This is a genomic window from Pseudomonas sp. NPDC089743 (assembly GCF_044748785.1).
GTDB classification, from domain to species: Bacteria; Pseudomonadota; Gammaproteobacteria; order Pseudomonadales; family Pseudomonadaceae; genus Aquipseudomonas; species Aquipseudomonas putida_X.
The window spans coordinates 19,380-41,690 of record NZ_JBIVGS010000015.1 but is presented as its reverse complement, the minus strand read 5'-3'; the positions used below and the strand labels follow the sequence as shown (position 1 = coordinate 41,690).

Sequence of the window (22,311 nt, the reverse complement as noted above, 5' to 3'; positions counted from 1 at the left end):
CTCAGCTCTGTGTCATAGCTCGGTTGAGATCGGCGCCGCTCATCTTCGCCGCGTCGTCGAAGACTCGGCGAAAGGCGCCAGTGAGGCGTTTCTCGACTTCCCAGGAATCGCTCATACCCGTCAGCTCGGCAGCGAGCTGTGGGGCAAGACCGAACACCAGGTCTCGAAGCGTGCGGCCTGCGGCGAAGGCGGCATCCTCCACCGCCTTGCGCTCCACCAGGTTGCCCTGGACCTTGTTGAATTCAGCCTCGGCGAGCTGCGCAAGGAAGTACTCCCGATGCGCCCTCGCCTTCTGAAAGTCTGGCCCCTTGCCGGGCGGCTGAACCGGTGGCTGGACCGCAAGTGTGTCGCCGATTGGTTGGAGGTGGCTGCGCACATCCCGCTCGACCCGGTTTTCTTCATGGCGGGCCGCGACGGCAGCCTTGCTGGGGTCGGCGGATTCAGCCAACAGTGCCTCGGTAGCTTCTACATCGACCTTGCCGTCGCCGGTGAGCACCAGGCGGTCTTGGCTGGCCAGCTTGGAAACGTAGGATTTCGACCATCCGCGTCGGGCAGCGAACTCCGATTTCGTCAGATATTGCATGCTGAAATGTCCAGTTCACCCAATAAATTCAGGGGGTTAACCAGTTCACCGCAGTTCACTAAGCTGGTGAACCACCTGCTAACGAAGAAGCGCGGGTTCCCAGTCCCGTACCCCGGCCATATCGCCAGGGTCCCCGGCTCCACCCAAAAATGCAGGCGGCTCACTGCCCCTGTTCGCCAGCCTGCGGCGGCACCTGCACCAGGCCCAGTCGCTTGGCGGCCCAGCGCTCGTAGAGACTGATAGCCACATCTGCACCAGCCATCGCTGTCAGACAGCCCACTGCAGCAGATGCCCAAATCGATACCCCAAGGGCGTAGAGCAACATGTTGGTGGACAGTCCGCATGCGACGCAGGCGCCAGAACGTAGCGCAAGCCTCCGAAGAAGTCCCCAGCCGCGAGCTCCAGCTTTATCTGCTCGCCACATCTCCCCGGACACGCCACCGATCAGCGACAGCACGATCACCATCCATATCGGTATCTCAGCAAGTGCTTGCTGCTCACTATTCATTCGGTTTCCACCCTTGAGTGTAATTTTGAAGAGGGGTTTTGAGTTGTGGCCTTGGAACGTCAGTCATATCCTGTCTTTCCCCAAAAGGAGAAACGAAATGGATATGAATATCGTGGCGTACTTGGGTGTGGTCTTGGGAGTGCTCAGTGCTTTGATGAACTACATCAAGCTCGACGCTCAAGAGGCAAAACGACTTTGGCAGATCATTTTCCGAGGCTGGGTGTTGGTGTCATTGGCATTTCTGACACAGGCTTACGCACGTGATCTGTACAAAATGCTTCAACCAGGGCAGCCCGTTAACTTGAAAACGATTGTGATTGGGCATGGCCTGATGCTGGGCCTGATCTCTTTTGCCGTAATGCTTCCAATCCTATTCCTTCACTGGCGCAAAACTGATAGCGCCGGGTGAGGCAGGATCGCGTCAATGAAAACCCCGCCAGTTGGCAGGGTCCTCAAAGCACCAACGAATAGGCGTGGGTTGCACTGCACAGCGCTGGTGAGGAAAGCGCCTGAGCGCACTTTTGATATCGTGGGGACTTTTTACATGCCACCGGAAAAACCGAAAAGGGGCAGTTTTCGGTTCGTCGTCATGTGGGGGCTAAGTAGCATCAATGTTGCACACAAGTCGCATAGTGACCCGACGAACGGTCTGTTGGCGAACACGCCCAGCGCGAGCGGATAGGATGCCCAACACCTGTAGGTGCAGCGCTTTAATCCAGTTCCGGTAGGTACGGTCGGCTCCCTCGGCCAGCCCAACCTCGCGCATCTGCTCCCTGACCGTGGCCTGGTGTAGGTAGCGCAGCTCGGCCAACTTGGCCAGCGTTGCCCCGCGTTCATTTCGGCGGTTCAACTCAGCAACAGCCGCATCGATCTCTGCAGCGGCGTGATCCAGGCCAGCGCCTGCAATCAAGATTCGGGCACCGGAAGAGCCGGTGCGCGGTGCCGCCCCCTTCCATTCCATGATCGCCCCCATCTGGCTGCCTAGGCTGGCTTCCAATCCCAACTGCCGACGCTGCTCACCCCAGTGCTGCATAAGTCCGCCTACGAGATGCAGGCGCTCGGCTTGGTCGATCAAATCCGCCATGTCCTGCAGATGCTGGGCCAGCTGCATTTGGCGTTGAAGGCGCCTTTCCATTTCCATCGTCATCGCCATTCCTCCGAAATCAGCACCCGACTCACATTTAGCCAACCCAACACAAACCCAACACACACAAAACCCAATAAATTCAATGGATTGGAAGGGTCTGTGTTTAGTGTGTTGGGTGTGTTGGGTTTTTCGGAGCTCGCATAGAGATTTACCCGCTTTTCGATTCCATCAGTTGGAGTTGATCGCATGCGCGTGCGCGTGCGCGAACCCAACACACCCAACACAGACTGTCGCCAAGCCTCGAATTCCGGGGTTTTAATCTGTGTTGGCTTGCATAAACCAACCCAACACCAACCCAACACACCCAACACACCTACCGGCGTAGTCATGCTGCAACCCTCTTGATATGGTCCCAGGCTTCCACCATCCAGCCCGCGAGCTTTGCTCGCTCGCGCCACTCGCGAACGTTCTTGCCCAGCACGGCCGCATTCATGGATGGGGGCAGGGAAGGATCACCATCGCTGGGCATGAAAAACGCCGCAAAACGCCGGACGTCCTTCCCCGTGGAGCAGTCCGACCAGGGAATTGCCCTCGTCTTCTCCACCTTCGCGCTGAGCATCAACGAGAACTTGGTCTGGCTCATGGCGTGCTCTTTGTTGTGGGCGCACCACTCAATGAACATGGCGTACACATCCGAGGTCAGGCAGCAGCCCCAAAGGCCGTACCCAAGCTCGCCGTTACGCCAGAGGTGGAAGAACGTCTGCCAGGCTGTGCGACTCAACTCAACCAAGCGTTGACGGGCCTCAGTCTTCGGCGGACGCGTGCGCTGGTTGAAATCCTCGAGGTCGACATCCAAGAGCCACCCGTACAAGGCAGCAACCCCACCGTTCGCCAGCTCTTCGGCAATCGCCTTCTGTCGCTCAGGAGGCAGCGTCTGCAGCGGCCACATAACCAGCATCCGGCGGTCGTCTTCGCTGATCGGCCACGGCATGATCTCGTTGCTGAGAAATGCCGAGTTCATATGGTTGGACTCTTCCCAGCCGTTGATGAACTTCGACTCCATGCGCACCGTCTTGCCAGTGATCATGTGCTTGATCTTGCCGACCTGGTTGTAGCGCTGGTCGCGGCTCACAACCTCTTCGAACACAGCCCACAGCTTGCCGCTTTGCCACGCGTTGAAGTTACCTTCCAACTGCGCCTGGCCAACCGTTGCGCTGTACCGACCGTACAACTCGCCCATGATGTCGGCGAACAGCAGGCTTTTGCCCGAACCTTCCATAGTTGAGTGGAACAGGATCGCAGTGTCCATTTTCGCCCCCATGTGCTGCAGCGGGTAGGCCAGCCACTTGACCAGCCAGTCCAGCGCCTCAGCGTCATTGTTGCAAAGGAACGCGATCAGCCAACGCAGGTTCTCGCAAGCGGTATCGTTGCGAACCGGTGTAAGCGGAAGGCCCTCGAAGGTGTTGATGTAGATCGCCGGATCCTTGGTCATCGTCGGGTCGAACACGATATGGTCAACGTCTACAACTCGCCGATCCGGGCTGTTCAGCCAGAGTTGATAAGCGTCACCCAGGGCCATCTTCACGCTGCCCTCAGGCAGGCGCCGCTTCTTCTCGCGATCCCAGGCCTCTTTCGTACCATCGATGTAGATGTACCGGTCGAGCGGTTCCAGTTTCAGCGCCCCACCCTTCTTACTGGACATCTTTCGGGCCTGTTCAAGCTCAGTCACCTGCTCGGAAGCAATGAGCTTCTTGCCGGTACGCTCTATCCACTCCTTGGCCAGCGGCTTGCCAACCAGAGCTTCGAAGCCTGACCGCTTCATCGCCCGCCCCTTGTCCAAATCCCACACGCTGGTAGTGCCTTCGACCAAGGCGAATCGGCGCATTGCGACATCGATATCCAGGGCGTCACCCCCTGCCCCCCCTTCGGCCGAGGAGCCGGCCGGGCTGGGCGCTTCATCATCCGATGGGGCGTGGGGAAGGTGCTCGGCATCGCTGGCCTCGAGCGGAGGCAGCTCGGCCTGCTCGACCACCGAGGGGGCAAGGGGGAGTTCGCCCAATGGTGGCGGCGCGGGAGGACGGGACTTCGCATCGATGCCGAGGATCTGCGCCGCTGCCTTGATCGCAGCCTTCTGGTCGCCGTCGTGCATCAGGATGCAGAACACATCGAAGGCGTCGTTCTTATGTCCGTTCGCCAGCGGGTCCGAGGTGTGATGCGAGTAGAGCTTGCCATCCTTGATCGTCACGCCGGGCAGACCTGAGCTGCTGTGCGGGCTTAACCACTTACCGTCGATCCGCTTGTAACCCTGCGCCTCAATCATCGTGGCGATGTCATGGATGCGGTTGAACTCAGGGATGACGTCGGGTAGCCGGTCACCGGTTCGCGCTGAAACTGGAGAAGGCCTGGCGGCCGGACGAGCTGCCGGAGCTGGTGTTGCCGCCTTCGGCCTCCACGGGCAAACGGCCTCGCCCTTGGGCTTGAACGCATCCCAGTCCTGCCAGATGGCCAACAAATCGGCCGGCAACTCAGGCAAGCCTTCTGCAGCCGGAGGGGTTCGCCATGTGTAGGGTTTTCGAGTGCCAGGATGAATAGATGGCGGCAAGACGTCCTGCACCAGGCCGCCGCGCAGCTCAAAGACAGTCACTTTCTTGAAGGGGTCAGCCGCCATCCGGAAAGCCGCCTCGCGGGTGGAGTCGCCCTCTTCCATGGCAGCTTTCACTTGCGCCATGAGGCCTTTGTAGATGGTACCGTCGGGGTCATTCTTATTCGGCCACACCAACGCGTGACGGCTCAACTCCACGCCCTTGGGGACGCGGAACATCACACGAAATCGCTCAGGATTGCCTACAGAGGTCGGGAACGCGTCTGCCAAAGCGTCTACATCGAGCCCCAGCGTTTGCCGCAGGACCAGCCTTGTCAGCTCAACATCGTCAACGTCAAGCGAGCAGACACCACTCGGCCCGAGCACAACACCGAGGTTGTGGCTCGGGTTCGCAGACCAGAATGCTTCAGCTTTCGAGGCCTCAGTGAAATAGCCGCCGGGCTTGTTCCAACCGGCTCCCTTCGGCCCCTTCTCGCCTGGCTCAATAGGAACCAGGGCGAGATCGAAGGTTTCAATGTAACGCCGCGCCCAATCAGCTGTAGCGCGAGTTGGGCGCTCGCTCATCGCCGGCGCTCCCGTAGGCTTTGGCAATCGATACAGGTCTCACAACCCGCGACCGACTGCTGACGGGCCAGTGGAATCGCCTCGTCGCAGTCCTCACAGAACTGGGCGCTTGGCTTTTCAGGGAGTCGCGCAAGGCGCTGCAACGAGAGCTGCAGGAAGTACTCCGCGTGGTCATTCGCGAAATCGACGGCATCAGCCATGAGCTTCGTCCTCCATGGCCTGGCGGGCACCCGCCATGATCGCCAGGACCTGGCGGATTACATCCATCCCGCGATACTCGAGATCCAGCACCTCAGTCTCTGTCCAGACGTTGTCGGCGGCACCATCGTGCAGACTACCGACGAATTCACTGGACTCTTCCAGCAGCTTGGCAACCGCCTGCAGTGCTTCATTGGTCGCCGGCACGGGTTCCGGCCGATACCAGACGACACCGGCCGGACGGACGAGGGCATCAAGCAGCCGCGTATCTTTTGTCCAGCGGACGATCTCCTCGATCTCGTCCGGGCTGGGCCAGCGCCGCTCTTCCGTTGGGTGGAGTTTCTTCTGCAGGGTATCAACGTCCATGACCATATCGAAGGCCAGCTTGGTGATACCGCCGTGGTAGTCGCGACCGGCGCGGTAGAGCGCCTGCCGCAAGGCGAGAACCGGACCAGCGTCCGGCAGTAGATCAATGCGACTCATAACCGTAAATCCTCGGTTTACGGTGTAGCCATAGGGTTAGGTAGGACCTATCCTACAACTACGACCTGTGTGCGGTGCCTCACGTGCTGTACGGGCATTGCATGCGGTAACAGTCATCCGGCTGAACTTGTGAGAGAGAGCACCGGGTGACGAGAGTGTTGGCGTTTACGCCTTCATAGCTGGGCCGGGAGGTGAGAGTCCTGGCTCAGCGTTCTTACTTTTTTCCTTGCCGTAAGTATCCCCAGTCAATGTCCGGTCGAAGCGATTCACAGACGATCTCCCCTCCTGTTTCACGATCCAAACAGACTGCCAAACCCGCACTGGCGCGACGGTTCCCGTAGGCCACCTGTTTCAGCTGGCCAACCGATGTTCCGCAGCGGCGTGCGAGGGCATCGAGCCCCTCCTTGTCCATCGTCTTTAAGTACTCGCTAAGCGTCATAGACACCTCCATTGGCGACCAGATTAGCAATTGCTAATTATGAAGGCAATAGCAACTGGTAATTTACTGTTTGCTAACGGAAAGCAATCATCGCGGCATGGATATCAACGAAAGGCGTATCGCCTCCCTCCGCACGATCATGGGTACCCTGAGCCAGAAGGAATTCGCCGAGGCTCACGACCTGGATGCGTCGTATCTGTCACAACTGCTTAACGGCCACCGCAAGTTGGGGGAAAAGGCTGCGCGTAATCTCGAGCTCAAGATTGGGCTTGTAGCAGGGATGCTGACATCTCCTCCAACGGAGGAACCCTCAACCGCAGCCCCAACCAACGTGGTTCGTCTGCCCACCAGGGCGGCAAAAGACAAGAACTTCGTGCTGATCCCGCATCTCGATATCGCGGCGTCGATGGGGCATGGCAAGGCAGCCCCGGAAATGCACATTGAAGTCATCCGCGACATGACGGTTCACCTCGACTGGCTGAGAATGCAAGGCCTTACCTTCTCGAAAGTCGATAACCTAGCCATCATCACAGGCGACGGCGACAGCATGTCTGGCACATTCGCTGACGGCGACGCCCTGCTCGTTGATCGTGGGATCACCGAGGTGAAAACCGACGCCATTTACGTCTTCACCCTCGACGGAGACCTCTACATCAAACGCCTGCAGCGCTTGATGGGAGGACAGCTGCGAATGATCTCCGACAATCCCATCTACCCTCCGATTACCATCGACGAATCGATGATCGAGCGCATGCATATCCAAGCCCGCGTCCTGCTGGCCTGGAACGCCAAGAAGCTCTGACGGCCCCCGCGTTGTCTCCTACCGGTGATCTTCTGGGAGCAACGACGCCCTGCTAATTTAGCATTTGCTATTGCTCAATTAATTAGCCTTTGCTAATTTCATCCCCGTGCCCACTCTCACATCAAGGACACGGAAGAATGAAATCAGCACAGCACAACGGATCGGTAGCGATCCTTATCCACCCAGCCACCTGCAACAGCCTGGCGAAAATCCAAGCCTTCCAACGCAGCACTGGTTTGCAATTGGTCGTCACGCTGGATGGCAAAGCTCACGCCGTACCTTTCAACGGGGGTGTAGCATGAGCGAGTTCCAGATCTCCCTCCGCCAGATCATGCTGCTCCAGCGCACCCTGGATAACGGCGGCACAGCGACCTGCAAGCTGCAGCGCCCCGAAGCCACCGTCGACGCACAGATCGAAATCGAAAACGACACCACGCACCACTGCATAAAGGTGACCGTGGGGCCGCTCTGCAGCAGCCTCAGCCTTCCACGCGCGCTCTCCACCAAGTGCCAATCCTTGCGAGACTTCGTACAGGATTTGGCCAACGGCCGAGCTGACACCGGCGCCCAATCGGAAGAGGCGCTGGCACTCATGGAAGCGCAGGTCTGCGTCGAAGAGGTGCTACAGACCGGTCAAACCGCCTACGTCATCTCCACCGTCAACCGCCAACTCCCACTCGGCGCCGTTGTGACCAACGACCAGGGCGATGTGTGTGTCGCTGTAACCGGTGCCAGCAAAGAGCACCTCGCTGCCGCGGTGCGCGCGAGGCTCCAGCCCGGCCCCGACGATCTTGGGAAATGTGCATGAGCACCCTGGAACAACTGCGCAGCGAGTTTTCCACGCCCTGCCCGACGTTGTCCGCTGTGAGGGAGCGCTACTTCTCCCACATTGGCTCGGATCGGCGGTTCAAAGAACTGATTAGTAAGGGACGGATTGATCTTCGCGTGAGCAAGCTCGACTGCTCTAAGAAAGCCTCATACGTGGTGTACCTGCACAACTTGGCTGAATACCTCGACCGGCAGGCAGAACGCTCTCCCCGATCCGCTTGAACCAGGCGGCCCCGGCCAGCAGGGGCACCCAGCCCGCCACCGACTCTCACCTTGCCCGGTGGCGGGCCATCTCGGAGCACAGCACATGCAACCGCATCAACAAGTACTTGCCATGGCCATCGTGTGGCTTATCAGCCTCATCGCCCTGACCATCATCATCCCAAGAATGCGCCACCGCGCCTTCACCCGTGGCCTGGACACAGGCAGGCAGCAACAACGAGCGGACCTCAAGCTGCAGATCAAAGGCCTGCAGGATGATCTGGACGAGGCCCGGATCCAGTCCGAGGCTGGCCAGCGTAAGCACCACCTGGCTGTCGCCAATCTCAAATCCAGTATCGCCGAGCTGGAAGCCCGCATCATGTCGTACACCGGCTTGCCAGTGACCAAGGCAGACTACGAGTGGCTGGTCAGCGCCTCGTCGACGATGCGCCTGGCTCAACGCACGTTCAAAGCCCTGAAAACCGATGCGGAGGCAGCCCGAGCAGGCGCCCAGGCAGACTTTATTGACGAGCTGGCCAAGCGGATCCACGCCCAACTGCGCAGCACCCCGACCTGCGCTGCTAGCACAGGAGCTGCAGCATGAGCCAGACAAGCGAGAAGCTCGAGCAGGTACTGCGTAAAATCAAGCGGTGCCTGGCACTCTCACGTAGCGCCAATGAGAACGAAGCTGCTACCGCGCTCCGGCAAGCCCAAGCCCTCATGCGCAAGCATCGACTTACAGAGATGGATGTTCGACTCAGCGACGTCGGCGAAGTCGAGTCCACAGTATCCCGCTATGTCCGGCGCCCTGTATGGGACAGAGATCTCGCGAGCTACGTTGCCGACGTTTTCGGCTGCCAATCACTCCGCTATCGGCATTACGATTGGACTAGAGGCCGACTAGTAGAGCGAGCAACTTTCGTAGGCATCACTCCGGCTCAGCACATTGCCGTGTACGCGTACGAGGTTCTGCTCGCCAAGGTAACTGCAGCCCGTAAAGAGTACGCATCCGGCGTCCGCTCCGGCAGGTTTCGCAGCCCATACACAGCGGAAACTGCAGCCGATCATTTCGCTGTTGCCTGGGTCTGGGGCGTGCAAAGCAGACTCCGCGCACTGGTTCCCCAAGGCGAGGATGAGCCCCCACTGCAGAATAAGAGTGACGGGCAGGATCTTGTCACCACAAACGCCCATGACCAGATGCTCATTCAACAGTTTCTGGCCAATCAACAGATTGGCAAGGCTCGCAAACAGCCAGACAGGGAACTAGATCTTGACGCGCAAATCGCTGGAATGCTCTCCGGAGCCCGTACCGAGATTAGCATTGCATTGGCGTCCGGCGGACGAGCGACCCAGCAGCTATCGGACAAATCAGGGAGCGCCCTGTGATGACCAAGATAGATTGTGGCCAGCATTTTCTCCCATGCCCGTTCTGCGGCAGCCCACCCACTCGATTCACTATTGAGGATGACCGCGATCCCAACCATGGCGGCGACGTGATTAGGTGTAGCCGCTGCTACGCCTCTTCTCGCGTCGTTTTCGGGGAGAAAGCGGACCTCCCGGACTTGTGGAACTGCCGCGCAGCCAGTCCCCCCGCTTGGCTCGGCCAGGCCGGGCTGTACCGCAGTCGATTTGACGCAGTGCGCAACTGCGAGCAGTCCATCACGGCGGTATCAATCAACGAACTGTTCGAGCTGGCCAGCAAACAGCTTCTCAGGCAGCTCCGTGAGGGCCGCCCACATGCCTAATCCAACACGCACCTGGCAGTTGATCAGCCTTGCGCTCGCGGTGGCGCTGCTCGCCACCTTGGTCAAGCTGTATCGCAGCAGCGCCGTCCACCCCACCGATACAGGCACGTTATCGACTGTAAACAGAGCCACGAACCTTGAGCACCTGGCGCTGAGCCCTCACGCTCACACAGTCCATAAGAGGTATTCGCTGTGATCGACACATCGATCTACATCCCTAACACTCGCACGCCCAAGGGCATGCAGCCAATGCTTCGACCCGCTATGTCGTTCATCTGCGACATATGCGGTAAGGCTCGCGTGAAGGGCAATCACGACCAATGCTCCAAGACCCGCCAAGCGGCCGGCTTCATCATCAGCCGGAGGAACAGAGCATGAGCACACCACGCTGGGTACTGATCAATCGCGCTGCCGAGCTGACCGGCTACTCCGAGGATGCCATTCGCCACAAAGTGAAGAATGGTACCTGGGCACAAGGCCGCATCTGGCGGAAGGCTCCAGACGGCCGTATCACCATAAACATCGCAGAGTATGACAAGTGGGCCGAGAGCGCATCCCAAGTGGCCTAGAGGCCGAACTGGCTAAGCACACCGGTATTGAGATTCACGGTGGCAATTTGCGGATTGTCTTCATGTGGCGCCGGATTCGCTGCCGCGAGTCTCTCGGTTTACCGGTAACCAAAGCCAACATCAAACACGCTGCCCTACTCAGGGCGGCAATTCTTCACGAAATCAAAACCGGCACTTTTGAATACGGCCGGCACTTCCCGAATTCGAAGCACGCAGCAAACTACTGCAATGCGAAGGACGAACGTCTGCAAGCTTTGGCAGAGCGTTACAAGCCGCTGAAAGCTATCGATCTCACGCCCATGACGGAGGAAAAGTACGCTTACGCCATCGACATTTGCGTTGATCTGGTGGGCGGGGATCGACTCGCCGGTATCCTGCTACCTGAAGACATTCATGTCCTTCGAGCCCGACTGATTGAGACACGGGCGCCATCTACCGCAAACCACTACCTCGCGACGTTCGCAGGATTTCTCACTTGGTGCGAGAGCAACAAATACTGCATCGCGGGCCTCTCTGCTGCTTGCACACGCTTTGCGATGAGCGATAAGGAACCAGACCCGCTCACCCATGATGAGTTTGACCTTCTGATCTCGAAAGGCTGTCTGCACTCCCAAGACGCCGCAGCGATCACCCTAGCGGTGTACACCGGCCTCCGACCCGGTGAGCTCTGCGCACTAGCCGTAGAAGACATCAATTTACAGGCGAGAGAGATCGAAGTGACAAGGGCGATCACCGCGAACGGCACCTTTAAAATTCCCAAGACAGGCAAACCGCGTACCGTGCTGCTGATGGAGCCAGCCATCGAAGCATGTCGGGTTCTGATGGGAATTGTTGCTGGCCATCCAAAGCGAAATATACGCGTGTATCAGAACCGTCACGAATGGCGAGAGGAGTCAGTTACCCCTCTACTGTCGCCAGTGACACAGGCGAGGAAGCGGGGGATCAATGAGTGGTTCGTGTCCACAGCCTGGAATACGAAGTGGGCGTCAATCCAGCGCAGAGCGGGCATCAGACCACGTCGTCCCTATCAGACCCGCCACACCTACGCATGCTGGTGCCTAACAGCGCGAGGCAATCTGGCATTCATTGCTAAACAGATGGGGCACAAAGACTTCACTATGCTTGTGGAAGTTTATGCGAAATGGATGGACTCTGAATCCGACGAAGAACTTAGCCGGATCTGGGAAGGAATTAAGGGGAGAAACATAGCGGCTACTTGAGTAGCCGCAGACGATCTTCAGTCCGTGATTTAATATCTTTAGATATTTCTTCTTTCGCATCGGCAACGAGATTGCTCAGGGCGAACGAGTGCACATCATATATCTGGAAAGGCAGAAGCAGCACTCTGTAGCATCCCAGGGCGAAAAAAGCAGAAGACATAACCACCAACACTGTTACGACTACTTCCGGAATGCCTTGAGCCTTTGCCTTACTAGCAACCATTGTTAAAACGCAAAAAAGCAGGCACATCAAGAACGCAAACAAGGTATTCATTTGCGACATAAGCATATATCGCGTCTTATGGGCATACAGTGCAGTTTGCTCATAAGACATTTTACTAATGAACTGACTCCGACCAGAGAACAACATCGCCGTAATGACAAACCCCATGATCACGCCGTCAAATGCAATAACAGCATTCAGGAGATTGTCATCAACAAAGCCTGAACCAAAATAGCCCAGCACTCCACCAATGACTAGAACCGCAAAGTTCCAAGCAAGATAGATGCCATTACCCGCCCCGGACTTAGCCACATCTGCGAGTTCATCCCTCACCAGCTTCGCGTTTCTTACTTCTTCGGGAATTAGGTATAAATATTTCATTGTCTGCCAGCGCTCCAGATTCGTCCAAAATCCTTTTCCCATCTGCTCCGGGCGTGCAAAGCTCTTCCAAGTAGAGCACCATTTTACGCTTTAGTTCAGCTTGACTGGGGTTACGCCCCCCTACGTCTTCGACATGAACCGTTTGCTTGATTTTAAATTTGGACAGTCCTCTGATTGAGGACCCATCGCTGAGGTGGATGATAACACTCTCAACCTCATCCTGCTTCTGCGCCTCGTCGTAAGCTTCGATTACCTTCTTCGTAGGCAGTTTGTCCTTTGACCGCCAGTCTACTGTCATCAATCCAGACGATGGCATATAGCCACGAACATTAGAAAGTAGGCCTATCAATGCGCTTTGGCTATTTGGATCCACCTGAGTCACGCCCACAGTGAAGCCCACAGCGCCACCCGCGCGGTCAATCTCTTTCGATAGTTGCTTTGTAACCGCATCTGTCATAAAGAAAGTGCCCTTTCGTCCCAACCCAGCCTTGCGCGCCATTTTATTTAGATAGCGCTGGATATTATAAACCCCGCCAGTACTCCGTGTACTTTCAACAATGGCTGAATGTCCATAGGCAAGCACATGAGCGATATGAATAAATTCCCGCTTCTCGCCATCATGATCAACGTGCCCAGCCATATCTACAACCGCATTTTCCTTGTTCGGATCAGGCGTCAAGGTCTGGGGAATCACACCTGGCTCGTAGGACCAAACTTCAAAAATGCAAGTTTTATCGTCCAACTCTTGATAGTTATTGAAAAATGTACAGAGATCGGGAATGAATTCGTCGTCTATTCGGGTACCCGTCTCATCCATCCGTTCACCTACCGTAGTAAATGTATCAGCCAGCAACTTCATGAGCACAGGGAGTGTATTATCGTTACCGTCCTTAAGCTCTGAAAACTTCACAGGCTTCAGCTGTAGCGTCCGGCTAATGAGTTTTTTTTCTGAATCGGTCATGCGGGTCCCTTTGAGCACATCGCGAACGCCATCCCACTGGCTGCTGCAAGCGGAGGAGTGAAAATTCGGGCATCATAGCCGCACCCTTGGGCTATGACGAGTCCAATGATAGCCAAAATGCTGGCACTCTCGGGGCAGGAACCAATGGTACAATGCCCCATTTTTGCCCCACCATTGACCGAAAAACTCGCCAAGCCATTGATGAATAAAGCAATTTCGGACTTCACCGCACACACCCCGATGATGCAGCAGTACTGGAAGCTGAAAAACCAGCACCCGGACCAGCTGATGTTCTACCGCATGGGCGACTTTTACGAAATCTTCTATGAAGATGCGAAAAAAGCCGCAAAACTGCTGGATATCACCCTGACCGCGCGCGGTCAGTCTGCCGGCCAGTCGATCCCCATGTGCGGAATTCCGTTCCACTCGCTGGAAGGTTACCTGGCCAAGCTGGTCAAGCTCGGCGAGTCGGTGGTGATCTGCGAGCAGATCGGTGACCCCGCCACCAGCAAGGGCCCGGTGGAGCGTCAGGTGGTGCGCATCATCACCCCAGGCACGGTCAGCGACGAAGCGTTGCTCGACGAGCGCCGCGACAACCTGATTGCCGCACTGCTGGGGGACGAGCGCCTGTTTGGCCTGGCGGTGCTGGATATCACCAGCGGCAACTTCAGCGTGCAAGAGATCAAAGGCTGGGAAAACCTGCTGGCCGAGCTTGAACGCATCAACCCTGTCGAGCTGCTGATCCCCGACGACTGGCCCCGCGACCTGCCGGCCGAGAAACGTCCAGGCGCACGCCGACGTGCCCCTTGGGACTTCGACCGCGACTCGGCACGCAAGGCGCTGTGCCAGCAGTTCGCAACCAAAGACCTCAAGGGCTTTGGTTGCGACAAGCTGACCCTGGCCATCGGCGCCGCCGGCTGCCTGCTGACCTACGCCAAGGAAACCCAGCGCACCGCCCTGCCCCACCTGCGCAGCTTGCGCCATGAGCGCCTGGACGACACCGTGATCCTCGACGGGGCCAGCCGTCGCAACCTGGAACTGGACATCAACCTGGCAGGCGGCCGCGACAATACCTTGCAGTCGGTGATCGACCGCTGCCAGACCGCAATGGCCAGCCGCCTGCTGACCCGTTGGCTGAACCGGCCGCTTCGCGACCTCAAGGTCTTGCAGGCGCGCCAGGATTCGATTCGCTGCCTGCTCGATGGCTATCGCTTCGAAAAACTGCAGCCCCAGCTCAAGGAAATTGGCGATATCGAGCGGATCCTCGCCCGTATCGGCCTGCGCAATGCCCGCCCGCGGGATCTGGCACGCTTGCGTGATGCCCTCGGCGCCCTGCCCGAACTGCAGAACGCCATGGCCGAGCTGGAAGCCCCACACCTGGCGCGCCTGGCGGCCATCACCGGCACTTACCCGGAACTGGCCAGCCTGCTGGAGCGGGCAATCATCGACAACCCGCCAGCGGTTATCCGCGACGGCGGCGTACTCAAGGCCGGCTACGACAACGAGCTGGACGATCTGCTGGCGATCAGCGAAAACGCCGGCCAGTTCCTGATAGACCTCGAAGCCCGCGAGAAAGCCCGCACCGGGCTTGCCAACCTGAAAGTCGGCTACAACCGGGTGCACGGCTACTTCATCGAATTGCCGACCAAGCAAGCCGAACAGGCCCCGGGCGACTACATTCGTCGCCAGACCCTCAAAGGGGCCGAGCGCTTCATCACGCCGGAGCTCAAAGCGTTCGAGGACAAGGCGCTGTCAGCCAAGAGCCGTGCCCTGGCCCGCGAGAAGATGCTGTATGACGCGTTGCTCGAGACACTCATCAGCCACCTTGCACCGCTGCAGGACAGCGCGGCAGCGCTGGCCGAGCTGGACGTGCTGAGCAACCTGGCCGAGCGGGCGCTGAACCTGGACCTGAACTGCCCGCATTTCGTCGAAGAACCTTGCCTGCGCATCGAGCAGGGGCGCCACCCAGTGGTCGAACAGGTACTGACCACGCCGTTCGTAGCCAACGACCTGGGCCTGGACAACAGCACCCGGATGCTGATCATCACCGGCCCGAACATGGGTGGTAAATCTACCTACATGCGCCAGACCGCACTGATCGTGCTGATGGCGCACATCGGTAGTTTCGTTCCGGCGGCCAGCTGCGAACTGTCGCTGGTCGATCGCATCTTCACCCGTATCGGCTCCAGCGACGACCTGGCAGGAGGCCGCTCGACGTTCATGGTCGAGATGAGCGAAACCGCCAACATTCTGCACAACGCCACTGACCGCAGCCTGGTACTGATGGATGAGGTCGGCCGTGGCACCAGCACCTTCGACGGCTTGTCGCTGGCTTGGGCGGCTGCCGAGCGCCTGGCGCAGCTGCGTGCGTACACGCTGTTCGCCACGCACTACTTCGAGTTGACCGTCCTGCCGGAAAGCGAACCGCTGGTGGCCAACGTCCACCTGAACGCTACCGAACACAACGAGCGCATCGTGTTCCTGCACCACGTGCTGCCTGGACCCGCCAGCCAGAGCTACGGCCTGGCCGTGGCGCAACTGGCGGGCGTGCCGTCGCCGGTCATCCAGCGTGCGCGCGAACACCTTGGCCGGCTGGAGACCAGCAGCCTGCCCCACGAACAACCCGTGTCGAAAAAAGCCAAGGGCGAGCCACAAGCACCGCACCAGAGCGACCTGTTCGCCAGCCTGCCACACCCGGCCATCGAGAAGCTGGGCAAGCTGGACCTGGACGACATGACCCCGCGTCAAGCTATCGAAATGCTATATCAACTAAAGAACCTGTTATAACGGCGTCCACTACAAGCTGGTAGAATCCGCCGCGGTTTGCTGGTGCTGCAGGTTATTAGCCTGGCCTGCAGCCACATGCCCGTAAACCGCGCGGCCCTGAGAGGAAGGGCCGCCGCCGTTGCCTGAGGAGAGAACTAGAAATGACCTTCGTCGTCACCGACAACTGCATCAAATGCAAATACACCGACTGCGTGGAAGTCTGTCCGGTGGACTGCTTCTACGAAGGCCCGAACTTCCTGGTCATTCACCCGGACGAGTGCATCGACTGTGCACTGTGCGAGCCTGAATGCCCGGCCCAGGCCATCTTCTCGGAAGACGAAGTGCCTGCGGGCATGGAGAACTTCCTTGAGCTCAATGCCGAGCTGGCGGAGATCTGGCCGAACATCACTGAGCGTAAGGATGCCCTGCCTGACGCCGAAGAGTGGGATGGCAAGCCCGGCAAGATCGCCGATTTGGAGCGTTAATCGCCCGGATACGAAAAAGGCCCGCAACGGGCCTTTTTTCATTTTCTGCGGGCGAAAAAAAGGGGCGGTTTGACCCGCCCACATTTTTTTCCGTAGTCCCTGCTTGTCCTGAACATCGTCCTGATGAATCGCGTCTTGCGATGTCCTTGGCGCTCTTCCTGAACGCCTGTGCATGTCCGTGTGCACAGTTCGAATACTAACGACTTCTGTAGGCCAGGCAACCGCGAACCCTCACAAGACATTGCCGTGGACACATTTCCACATATCCAAAAAGTTCAATTATTTCAGCGGTTTGAGAAAAAAGCGGATCTGGAAACGACAATGATTTACTGGTTGTTACGTGTATGGCTTACACAACAAGTAAGCAAAGGCTTACACGCAGTGCATCAGGGGTAGCAAGTTACATATTCCTCGTACCCAGATAACGGCCGGCCGCCATGGCCTGCGCACCAAACGAAAACGCCCCGAGGTCATCGGGGCGTTTTGCATACTGGCATTGAATGCTTACTGGAACAGCGACTCACTGGACAAGCCATTCTTCTCCAGGATCTCACGCAGGCGCTTGAGGCCCTCTACCTGGATCTGCCGCACCCGCTCACGGGTAAGGCCGATTTCAAGGCCTACATCTTCCAGGGTGCTGCTCTCATGCCCCCGCAGACCAAAACGGCGTACCACCACCTCGCGCTGCTTGTCGGTGAGCTCGCCCAGCCACTGATCAATGCTCTGAGACAGGTCGTCATCCTGCAGCAGTTCGCACGGGTCGGTCGGCCGATCGTCGGTGAGTGTATCGAGCAGGGTCTTGTCCGAATCCGGCCCGAGCGAAACATCCACCGACGACACCCGCTCGTTCAGACCAAGCATGCGCTTGACCTCGGCAACGGGCTTTTCCAGCAGGGTGGCAATCTCTTCGGGGGAAGGCTCGTGGTCGAGCTTTTGGGTCAACTCCCGCGCCGCACGCAGGTAGACGTTGAGCTCCTTGACGACATGGATCGGCAGGCGAATGGTGCGGGTCTGGTTCATGATCGCCCGCTCGATGGTCTGGCGGATCCACCACGTCGCGTAGGTCGAGAAACGGAAACCGCGCTCTGGGTCGAACTTCTCGACTGCTCGAATCAACCCCAGGTTGCCCTCCTCGATCAGGTCAAGCAAGGACAGGCCGCGATTCACGTAACGGCGGGCAATTTTCACGACCAGGCGCAGGTTGCTTTCGATCATGCGCTTGCGCCCGGCTGGATCGCCCTTCTGCGACAAGCGCGCGAAGTGCACTTCCTCTTCCGGCGAAAGCAGAGGCGAGAAACCAATCTCGTTGAGATACAACTGGGTGGCATCGAGCGCCCGGCTGTAATCGATATATTTATGCTGCTTGAGCGTAGAGCCTGATTTAGCCTTGGTCCGAACCGACGGTACAGCAGGTTCGTCTGACACCACATCCGTTTCCAAAACGATGCCCGTCTCCATCAGGAGCACGTCATCGTCGATGTCAAACTCCGGCGCTTCTTTATTGAGAGCCATTGTTATAGTCCTTTGCTGAGTTCGAACTCAGACTCGAGCGGCGCCTGCATCCCTGGCATCGCTGGAGCCTCTCCCCTCTACCTCAGAGGAACAGGCCGGGAACAACAATCAACGACGTGGCAGGAACTGGAGTGGATCGACGGGTTTGCCCTGGCGGCGAATCTCGAAATGCAGCTTCACCCGATCAGTGCCCGTGGACCCCATTTCAGCAATCGACTGCCCTGCCTTGACCTGCTGCCCCTCCCGAACCAACAGCCTGCGGTTGTGACCGTAGGCACTGACGTAGGTATCGCTGTGCTTGATGATGATCAGTTCGCCGTAGCCCCGCAAGCCACTCCCGGCGTAGACCACCGCACCATCAGACGCAGCAAAAACAGGCTGTCCCAAATCACCGGCGATATCAATGCCTTTATTCAAACTACCGTTTGAAGCGAATTTTCCAATCAGCACGCCATTTGCAGGCCAGGTCCAACCGCCCACCGCGCGCTCTGCGGCGGGCACCGTGGTAACCACCGGAGTAGGCGTGGTTCGCGTTGTTGGCGTCGTTTTCCCGCCGCTGGCGGGGGTCGTAATAGGTTTTCCAACAGGCCGACGAATGACCGTCGTCTTGCTCGAAGAAGAGGGGCTGGACACCACTGTGGTGCTGCCGGTAGCGCCGCTGCTGAAGCGGATCGCCTGACCTGGCCGGATGGTGTAAGGCGCAGAGATGCCATTGCGGGCTGCGAGCTCCTTGTAGTCCCAGCCGTAGCGAAAGGCAATGGAGAACAACGTATCGCCAGGCTTGACCACATACTGCCCCGAGGTCACCGTCGGCCGCTTGGGCGCCGCATTGCTGCGATCGACCACGCGTGCGCCGCCCGAGCCAGTGCTTGAGCAACCAGTCAGCAGGGCGCCCATGGCCAGTGCAATCACCAGAAGCTTGAAACTCAACCAATCCCTGCGCTGCCGAATGACTGTGTGCCCCACCCGCGCTCCCCTCATGGTGCCGAAAATCGAAAATACGCAAAGAAATGCAATAATGTTGCAATTATAACCGAGCGCGACTGTATTGGCAGGCTCGGCCACAGGCTCGGTGAAGAGCCGGGATGCCCCGCCAGATAGACAGGGCAATGCGGCAAGAATTCGTCGCCAGCACAAATATTCCCTGCAGCTCAGGCCACCGGGCCATTGAGCAACGGTACGAAGCGCACGGCGCCCAGTACGCGGCGGGAGAAGCCTTGCTCCTCACGCACGATCAGCATCAGCTGCTGGACGTCGCCAGCAGGGCCTACCGGGATGACCATTCGCCCCCCGGGAGCCAGCTGGTCGAGCAGTGCCTGTGGCACTTCAGGCGCCACGGCGGTAACGATGATGCCGTTGTAGGGGGCCAGCGCCTGCCAGCCGTCGCACCCATCCCCCCAACGGAACACCACGTTGCGCAGGTTCAGTTCGACCAGGCGTTCTTTGGCCCGGTCCTGCAGGACCTTGATGCGCTCTACCGAAAATACCCGCTCCACCAATTGGGCAAGGATGGCCGTCTGGTAACCGGACCCGGTTCCGATCTCCAGCACCTTGTCCAGCGGCCCGGCCTCCAGTAGCAGCTCGCTCATGTGTGCAACCATGAAAGGCTGGGAGATGGTCTGATTGTGCCCGATCGGCAGCGCAGTATCTTCGTAGGCACGATGGGCCAGGGCCTCATCGACGAACAGATGGCGCGGCGTACGGCGGATGGCATCGAGCACCTTGGGGTTCGATACGCCCTCTTCGCACAGGCGCTGGATCAGCCGCTCGCGGGTACGCTGGGAAGTCATACCGATACCCCGGCGCTGCAGATCGTCCTGTTCGCGCATCAGAGCACGCCCTCCAGCCAACCATGAAGCTGCTCGAAAGCATCGTTGAAGGTGCGGTCCAGTTGCAGCGGGGTGATCGACACATAACCTTGCATCACCGCGTGGAAGTCGGTACCCGGCCCACCGTCTTCGGCATCACCGGCCACGGCAATCCAGTAACCTTCCTTGCCACGCGGGTTGACCACCTTGGTCGGTGCCGCCGCCCGCGCCCGGTGACCGAGACGGGTAACCTGTATGCCACGGATGTGTTCCAGCGGCAGGTTGGGAATATTGACATTGAGGACCGTACGCGGCGGCAGTTCCAGGCGTGACTGCGCCTCGACCAGGCGGCGGGCGATGAACGCGGCGCTCGGCAGATTGTCGGGCAGACGCGACAGTAATGAAAATGCCAACGAGGTACCGCCGAGGAAGCGCCCCTCCAGCGCGGCCGCAACCGTGCCGGAATAGATCACGTCGTCACCCAGATTGGCACCGAGGTTGATCCCCGATACCACCATGTCCGGTGTTTCCGGCAACAGGCCATTGAGCCCCAGGTGCACGCAATCGGTAGGCGTGCCATTGAGGCTGATGAAGCCGTTGGCCAGGGTTTGCGGGTGCAACGGCCTGTCCAGCGTCAGCGAACTGCCGGCGCCGCTCTTGTCTTGGTCCGGGGCGATCACCACGCACTCGGCATAATCCACCAGCGCACCGTGTAGCGCGGCGAGGCCAGGTGCCGTAACACCGTCGTCATTCGAAATCAGAATACGCATGGGCTGTCCGTCTGCCCTGCCGGCACCAGATCGACGAGTTCGCGCACCACCACGGTGGCGAAGCATCCGGCCGGAAGGACGAATTCCAGTTGCAGGTTATCAGGCTCCGGATAATGCCACGTAAGGCCGCCAATAGGGAGCCGCAGGATGCGCCGTTCGTGACTCATGCCTGCATTGGCCAGCCATTGGCACAGCGCTGCATGCTGCTCGCCTATCGCCGTCTCCAGTGCCAAGGCCGCGCCGGCCGCAGGAGACGGGCCTTCGCCCCACATTGGCCCGGTAGGATGCAGGTCCAGAATGGCCAAGCGGGGATCTGAACATTCCAGTTCACCCGCCGAAAAAAAACTACGGCTATCGGTGAATGCCAGCAGATCACCGACCTGGGCCTGCTGCCAGCTACCGTCAGCAACACGGGCGGCCAGGACCTGGTTGAACAGGTAGCTGCGGGCAGCCGAGAGCAACCGCGAACGCACGTTGCGCTGCTCGGGCAGGGCTTTGCGGGCCGCCCGGTGCTGGGCATCCTGGACGTTGCCGCCGCCATGCCCGAAACGCTGGCCGCCGAAGTAATTCGGCACACCCTGCTGCTTAAGCGTCTGCAGGCGGGCATCGAGGGCCGCATGATCAGCCGCCAGCGCCCTGAGGCGCAGGGTGAAGCCATTGGCCGAATGGGCGCCGCGCTGCAGCTTGCGCTGGTGGCGCACCTGTTTGAGCACGCGCAGGGTGGCATCTTCGGCACGCGACAGGTCAGGGTCTGCCTTGCCCGGCAGGTGCAGGCTGAACCACTGGCGCGTCAGGGCCTGGCGGTCCTTGAGGCCGGCATAGCTGATCGAACGCACCGGCACGCCTGCGGCTCGCGCCAGGCGGCGGGCAGCTTCTTCGGTGTTGAGGTCACGCTTCTCCACCCACAGCCATAGGTGCTCACCTTGGCCCGAGAGCGGGATGTCCAGCACCTCGTCGACCTGGAAATCTTCGGCTACAGCCTTGAGTATCGCAGTGCCCAGGGGTTGGCCCGATGCGCGCGGGCCCAGCAGTTCCATTTCGGTCATGCTGGCAGCAGCAGGGCGACCGCGTGCACGGCAATACCCTCCTCGCGGCCGGTGAAGCCCAGTTTTTCGGTGGTGGTGGCCTTGACGTTGACCTGGTCGAGCTCGACCTGCAGGTCTTCGGCGATCCGTTGCCGCATGGTTTCGATATGCGGGGCCATTTTCGGCGCCTGGGCAACGATGGTGGCGTCGACATTACCGACCTTCCAGCCTTTGGCCTGGACGATGCCGACCACATGGCGCAGCAGCGCACGGCTGTCGGCACCCTTGAATTGGGGATCGGTATCGGGGAAGTGCTTGCCGATGTCACCCAGCCCCGCCGCGCCAAGCAAGGCATCGCTCAGTGCATGCAGCAGCACGTCACCGTCGGAATGGGCCAGGAGGCCGTATTTGTGGGGGATACGCACCCCACCCAGGGTAATGAAATCACCGTCGCAAAAACGGTGCACATCGTAGCCGTGGCCAATACGCATAGAAAAACGCCCTGATTGAGTCAGGGCGTGATTCTACCTGCATTTGCAGCTGCAAGCTGC

The 22,311-nt window shown here is 59.0% G+C and carries 26 protein-coding genes; 10 read left to right on the top strand and 16 right to left on the bottom strand.

The features are described from left to right. Position 1 precedes the first annotated feature (1 nt). Positions 2–583: a terminase small subunit gene (locus ACIPZC_RS21245; RefSeq protein WP_400629357.1), complete on the bottom strand. Its 582-nt coding sequence runs from the start codon at positions 581–583 to the stop codon at positions 2–4. Between the two features lie 160 nt (positions 584–743). Next, positions 744–1,091: a phage holin family protein gene (locus ACIPZC_RS21240; protein WP_400629355.1), complete on the bottom strand. Its 348-nt coding sequence runs from the start codon at positions 1,089–1,091 to the stop codon at positions 744–746. 97 nt (positions 1,092–1,188) lie between these two features. Here ACIPZC_RS21240 and ACIPZC_RS21235 point away from each other — a divergent pair, with 97 nt between their 5' ends. Continuing rightward, a complete protein-coding gene (locus ACIPZC_RS21235) occupies positions 1,189–1,500 on the top strand; it encodes a hypothetical protein (protein ID WP_400629353.1) in 312 nt (103 codons plus the stop codon). Positions 1,501–1,689: 189 nt separating this feature from the next. Here ACIPZC_RS21235 and ACIPZC_RS21230 read toward each other — a convergent pair whose 3' ends face one another. From ACIPZC_RS21230 to ACIPZC_RS21210, 5 genes are all read right to left on the bottom strand, one after another. After that, the gene (locus tag ACIPZC_RS21230; RefSeq protein WP_400629453.1) at positions 1,690–2,175 is read right to left on the bottom strand and encodes a hypothetical protein; all 486 of its coding nucleotides are present in this window, start codon (positions 2,173–2,175) and stop codon (positions 1,690–1,692) included. Positions 2,176–2,563: 388 nt separating this feature from the next. Next, complete coding sequence (locus ACIPZC_RS21225; RefSeq protein WP_400629351.1) at positions 2,564–5,344, bottom strand: bifunctional DNA primase/polymerase; 2,781 nt, start codon at positions 5,342–5,344, stop codon at positions 2,564–2,566. Next, the gene (locus tag ACIPZC_RS21220; RefSeq protein ID WP_112898797.1) at positions 5,341–5,544 is read right to left on the bottom strand and encodes a TraR/DksA C4-type zinc finger protein; all 204 of its coding nucleotides are present in this window, start codon (positions 5,542–5,544) and stop codon (positions 5,341–5,343) included. The genes ACIPZC_RS21225 and ACIPZC_RS21220 overlap by 4 nt, the downstream gene beginning before the upstream one ends. Next, a complete protein-coding gene (locus ACIPZC_RS21215) occupies positions 5,537–6,025 on the bottom strand; it encodes a phage regulatory CII family protein (RefSeq protein ID WP_112898798.1) in 489 nt (162 codons plus the stop codon). The genes ACIPZC_RS21220 and ACIPZC_RS21215 overlap by 8 nt, the downstream gene beginning before the upstream one ends. A gap of 214 nt (positions 6,026–6,239) precedes the next feature. After that, positions 6,240–6,464: a transcriptional regulator gene (locus ACIPZC_RS21210; RefSeq protein ID WP_400629348.1), complete on the bottom strand. Its 225-nt coding sequence runs from the start codon at positions 6,462–6,464 to the stop codon at positions 6,240–6,242. Positions 6,465–6,561: 97 nt separating this feature from the next. Between ACIPZC_RS21210 and ACIPZC_RS21205 the strand changes: the two genes are divergently transcribed. Further along, on the top strand, positions 6,562–7,266 hold the full coding sequence (locus ACIPZC_RS21205) for a S24 family peptidase (RefSeq protein ID WP_400629346.1): 705 nt from the start codon (positions 6,562–6,564) through the stop codon (positions 7,264–7,266). 143 nt (positions 7,267–7,409) lie between these two features. Here the strand turns inward: ACIPZC_RS21205 and ACIPZC_RS21200 are convergent, their stop codons facing one another. Next, entirely contained in the window at positions 7,410–7,538 is a 129-nt protein-coding gene (locus ACIPZC_RS21200; RefSeq protein ID WP_400629344.1) for a hypothetical protein, read from the bottom strand. Positions 7,539–7,564: 26 nt separating this feature from the next. On the opposite strand from ACIPZC_RS21200, the gene ACIPZC_RS21195 reads away from it, so the two are divergent. The 6 genes from ACIPZC_RS21195 to ACIPZC_RS21170 all read left to right on the top strand — a co-directional run bounded on the left by ACIPZC_RS21195 (position 7,565) and on the right by ACIPZC_RS21170 (position 11,829). Then, positions 7,565–8,074: a hypothetical protein gene (locus ACIPZC_RS21195; protein WP_400629342.1), complete on the top strand. Its 510-nt coding sequence runs from the start codon at positions 7,565–7,567 to the stop codon at positions 8,072–8,074. Next, on the top strand, positions 8,071–8,316 hold the full coding sequence (locus tag ACIPZC_RS21190) for a pyocin activator PrtN family protein (RefSeq protein WP_152958964.1): 246 nt from the start codon (positions 8,071–8,073) through the stop codon (positions 8,314–8,316). Before ACIPZC_RS21195 ends, ACIPZC_RS21190 begins: the two co-directional genes overlap by 4 nt. Before the next feature lie 85 nt (positions 8,317–8,401). Continuing rightward, complete coding sequence (locus ACIPZC_RS21185) at positions 8,402–8,899, top strand: hypothetical protein (protein WP_400629340.1); 498 nt, start codon at positions 8,402–8,404, stop codon at positions 8,897–8,899. Next, entirely contained in the window at positions 8,896–9,681 is a 786-nt protein-coding gene (locus ACIPZC_RS21180; protein ID WP_400629338.1) for a DUF2786 domain-containing protein, read from the top strand. Before ACIPZC_RS21185 ends, ACIPZC_RS21180 begins: the two co-directional genes overlap by 4 nt. A 733-nt stretch (positions 9,682–10,414) precedes the next feature. Next, positions 10,415–10,609 carry a hypothetical protein gene (locus ACIPZC_RS21175; protein WP_060495023.1) on the top strand — a complete coding sequence of 65 codons (195 nt, stop codon included), beginning with the start codon at positions 10,415–10,417 and terminating at the stop codon, positions 10,607–10,609. Further along, on the top strand, positions 10,579–11,829 hold the full coding sequence (locus ACIPZC_RS21170) for an Arm DNA-binding domain-containing protein (protein ID WP_400629336.1): 1,251 nt from the start codon (positions 10,579–10,581) through the stop codon (positions 11,827–11,829). The genes ACIPZC_RS21175 and ACIPZC_RS21170 overlap by 31 nt, the downstream gene beginning before the upstream one ends. On the opposite strand, the gene ACIPZC_RS21165 is transcribed toward ACIPZC_RS21170, so the two are convergent. After that, entirely contained in the window at positions 11,822–12,385 is a 564-nt protein-coding gene (locus tag ACIPZC_RS21165; RefSeq protein ID WP_400629334.1) for a hypothetical protein, read from the bottom strand. The two genes, ACIPZC_RS21170 and ACIPZC_RS21165, sit on opposite strands and share 8 nt — an antisense overlap. After that, on the bottom strand, positions 12,375–13,394 hold the full coding sequence (locus ACIPZC_RS21160; protein WP_400629332.1) for a hypothetical protein: 1,020 nt from the start codon (positions 13,392–13,394) through the stop codon (positions 12,375–12,377). Before ACIPZC_RS21160 ends, ACIPZC_RS21165 begins: the two co-directional genes overlap by 11 nt. Positions 13,395–13,595: 201 nt before the next feature. On the opposite strand from ACIPZC_RS21160, the gene mutS reads away from it, so the two are divergent. Both mutS and fdxA read left to right on the top strand, forming a co-directional pair. After that, positions 13,596–16,181 carry a DNA mismatch repair protein MutS gene (gene mutS, locus ACIPZC_RS21155; protein WP_400629330.1) on the top strand — a complete coding sequence of 862 codons (2,586 nt, stop codon included), beginning with the start codon at positions 13,596–13,598 and terminating at the stop codon, positions 16,179–16,181. Positions 16,182–16,321: 140 nt separating this feature from the next. Continuing rightward, positions 16,322–16,645 carry a ferredoxin FdxA gene (gene fdxA, locus ACIPZC_RS21150; RefSeq protein WP_012315871.1) on the top strand — a complete coding sequence of 108 codons (324 nt, stop codon included), beginning with the start codon at positions 16,322–16,324 and terminating at the stop codon, positions 16,643–16,645. Positions 16,646–17,149: 504 nt separating this feature from the next. On the opposite strand, the gene rpoS is transcribed toward fdxA, so the two are convergent. The 6 genes from rpoS to ispF form a co-directional block, all read right to left on the bottom strand. Next, entirely contained in the window at positions 17,150–18,157 is a 1,008-nt protein-coding gene (gene rpoS / locus ACIPZC_RS21145) for an RNA polymerase sigma factor RpoS (RefSeq protein ID WP_241804432.1), read from the bottom strand. Between the two features lie 108 nt (positions 18,158–18,265). Continuing rightward, positions 18,266–19,123 carry a peptidoglycan DD-metalloendopeptidase family protein gene (locus tag ACIPZC_RS21140; protein WP_241804441.1) on the bottom strand — a complete coding sequence of 286 codons (858 nt, stop codon included), beginning with the start codon at positions 19,121–19,123 and terminating at the stop codon, positions 18,266–18,268. 185 nt (positions 19,124–19,308) lie between these two features. Then, a complete protein-coding gene (locus ACIPZC_RS21135) occupies positions 19,309–19,947 on the bottom strand; it encodes a protein-L-isoaspartate(D-aspartate) O-methyltransferase (protein WP_400629451.1) in 639 nt (212 codons plus the stop codon). A gap of 38 nt (positions 19,948–19,985) precedes the next feature. Further along, the gene (surE, locus tag ACIPZC_RS21130; protein ID WP_012315875.1) at positions 19,986–20,735 is read right to left on the bottom strand and encodes a 5'/3'-nucleotidase SurE; all 750 of its coding nucleotides are present in this window, start codon (positions 20,733–20,735) and stop codon (positions 19,986–19,988) included. Beyond that, entirely contained in the window at positions 20,723–21,781 is a 1,059-nt protein-coding gene (truD, locus tag ACIPZC_RS21125) for a tRNA pseudouridine(13) synthase TruD (protein WP_400629327.1), read from the bottom strand. Before truD ends, surE begins: the two co-directional genes overlap by 13 nt. Beyond that, positions 21,778–22,251, bottom strand: a complete 474-nt coding sequence (gene ispF, locus ACIPZC_RS21120) for a 2-C-methyl-D-erythritol 2,4-cyclodiphosphate synthase (RefSeq protein WP_241804430.1) — start codon at positions 22,249–22,251, stop codon at positions 21,778–21,780. The genes truD and ispF overlap by 4 nt, the downstream gene beginning before the upstream one ends. Between the last annotated feature and the right edge of the window lie 60 nt (positions 22,252–22,311).

Excerpts from the sequence above, each read along its gene's own strand:
- ACIPZC_RS21225 (WP_400629351.1), bottom strand. The coding sequence starts at position 5,344 with ATGAGCGAGCGCCCAACTCGCGCTACAGCTGATTGGGCGCGGCGTTAC.
- ACIPZC_RS21185 (WP_400629340.1), top strand. The coding sequence starts at position 8,402 with ATGCAACCGCATCAACAAGTACTTGCCATGGCCATCGTGTGGCTTATC.
- ACIPZC_RS21215 (WP_112898798.1), bottom strand. The coding sequence starts at position 6,025 with ATGAGTCGCATTGATCTACTGCCGGACGCTGGTCCGGTTCTCGCCTTG.
- ACIPZC_RS21190 (WP_152958964.1), top strand. The coding sequence starts at position 8,071 with ATGAGCACCCTGGAACAACTGCGCAGCGAGTTTTCCACGCCCTGCCCG.
- ACIPZC_RS21245 (WP_400629357.1), bottom strand. The coding sequence starts at position 583 with ATGCAATATCTGACGAAATCGGAGTTCGCTGCCCGACGCGGATGGTCG.
- ACIPZC_RS21235 (WP_400629353.1), top strand. The coding sequence starts at position 1,189 with ATGGATATGAATATCGTGGCGTACTTGGGTGTGGTCTTGGGAGTGCTC.
- ACIPZC_RS21175 (WP_060495023.1), top strand. The coding sequence starts at position 10,415 with ATGAGCACACCACGCTGGGTACTGATCAATCGCGCTGCCGAGCTGACC.
- ACIPZC_RS21220 (WP_112898797.1), bottom strand. The coding sequence starts at position 5,544 with ATGGCTGATGCCGTCGATTTCGCGAATGACCACGCGGAGTACTTCCTG.
- truD (WP_400629327.1), bottom strand. The coding sequence starts at position 21,781 with ATGACCGAAATGGAACTGCTGGGCCCGCGCGCATCGGGCCAACCCCTG.
- surE (WP_012315875.1), bottom strand. The coding sequence starts at position 20,735 with ATGCGTATTCTGATTTCGAATGACGACGGTGTTACGGCACCTGGCCTC.
- fdxA (WP_012315871.1), top strand. The coding sequence starts at position 16,322 with ATGACCTTCGTCGTCACCGACAACTGCATCAAATGCAAATACACCGAC.
- mutS (WP_400629330.1), top strand. The coding sequence starts at position 13,596 with ATGAATAAAGCAATTTCGGACTTCACCGCACACACCCCGATGATGCAG.
- ACIPZC_RS21160 (WP_400629332.1), bottom strand. The coding sequence starts at position 13,394 with ATGACCGATTCAGAAAAAAAACTCATTAGCCGGACGCTACAGCTGAAG.
- ACIPZC_RS21240 (WP_400629355.1), bottom strand. The coding sequence starts at position 1,091 with ATGAATAGTGAGCAGCAAGCACTTGCTGAGATACCGATATGGATGGTG.
- ACIPZC_RS21180 (WP_400629338.1), top strand. The coding sequence starts at position 8,896 with ATGAGCCAGACAAGCGAGAAGCTCGAGCAGGTACTGCGTAAAATCAAG.
- ACIPZC_RS21205 (WP_400629346.1), top strand. The coding sequence starts at position 6,562 with ATGGATATCAACGAAAGGCGTATCGCCTCCCTCCGCACGATCATGGGT.
- ACIPZC_RS21230 (WP_400629453.1), bottom strand. The coding sequence starts at position 2,175 with ATGGCGGATTTGATCGACCAAGCCGAGCGCCTGCATCTCGTAGGCGGA.
- ACIPZC_RS21210 (WP_400629348.1), bottom strand. The coding sequence starts at position 6,464 with ATGACGCTTAGCGAGTACTTAAAGACGATGGACAAGGAGGGGCTCGAT.
- ispF (WP_241804430.1), bottom strand. The coding sequence starts at position 22,251 with ATGCGTATTGGCCACGGCTACGATGTGCACCGTTTTTGCGACGGTGAT.
- ACIPZC_RS21195 (WP_400629342.1), top strand. The coding sequence starts at position 7,565 with ATGAGCGAGTTCCAGATCTCCCTCCGCCAGATCATGCTGCTCCAGCGC.
- rpoS (WP_241804432.1), bottom strand. The coding sequence starts at position 18,157 with ATGGCTCTCAATAAAGAAGCGCCGGAGTTTGACATCGACGATGACGTG.
- ACIPZC_RS21135 (WP_400629451.1), bottom strand. The coding sequence starts at position 19,947 with ATGACTTCCCAGCGTACCCGCGAGCGGCTGATCCAGCGCCTGTGCGAA.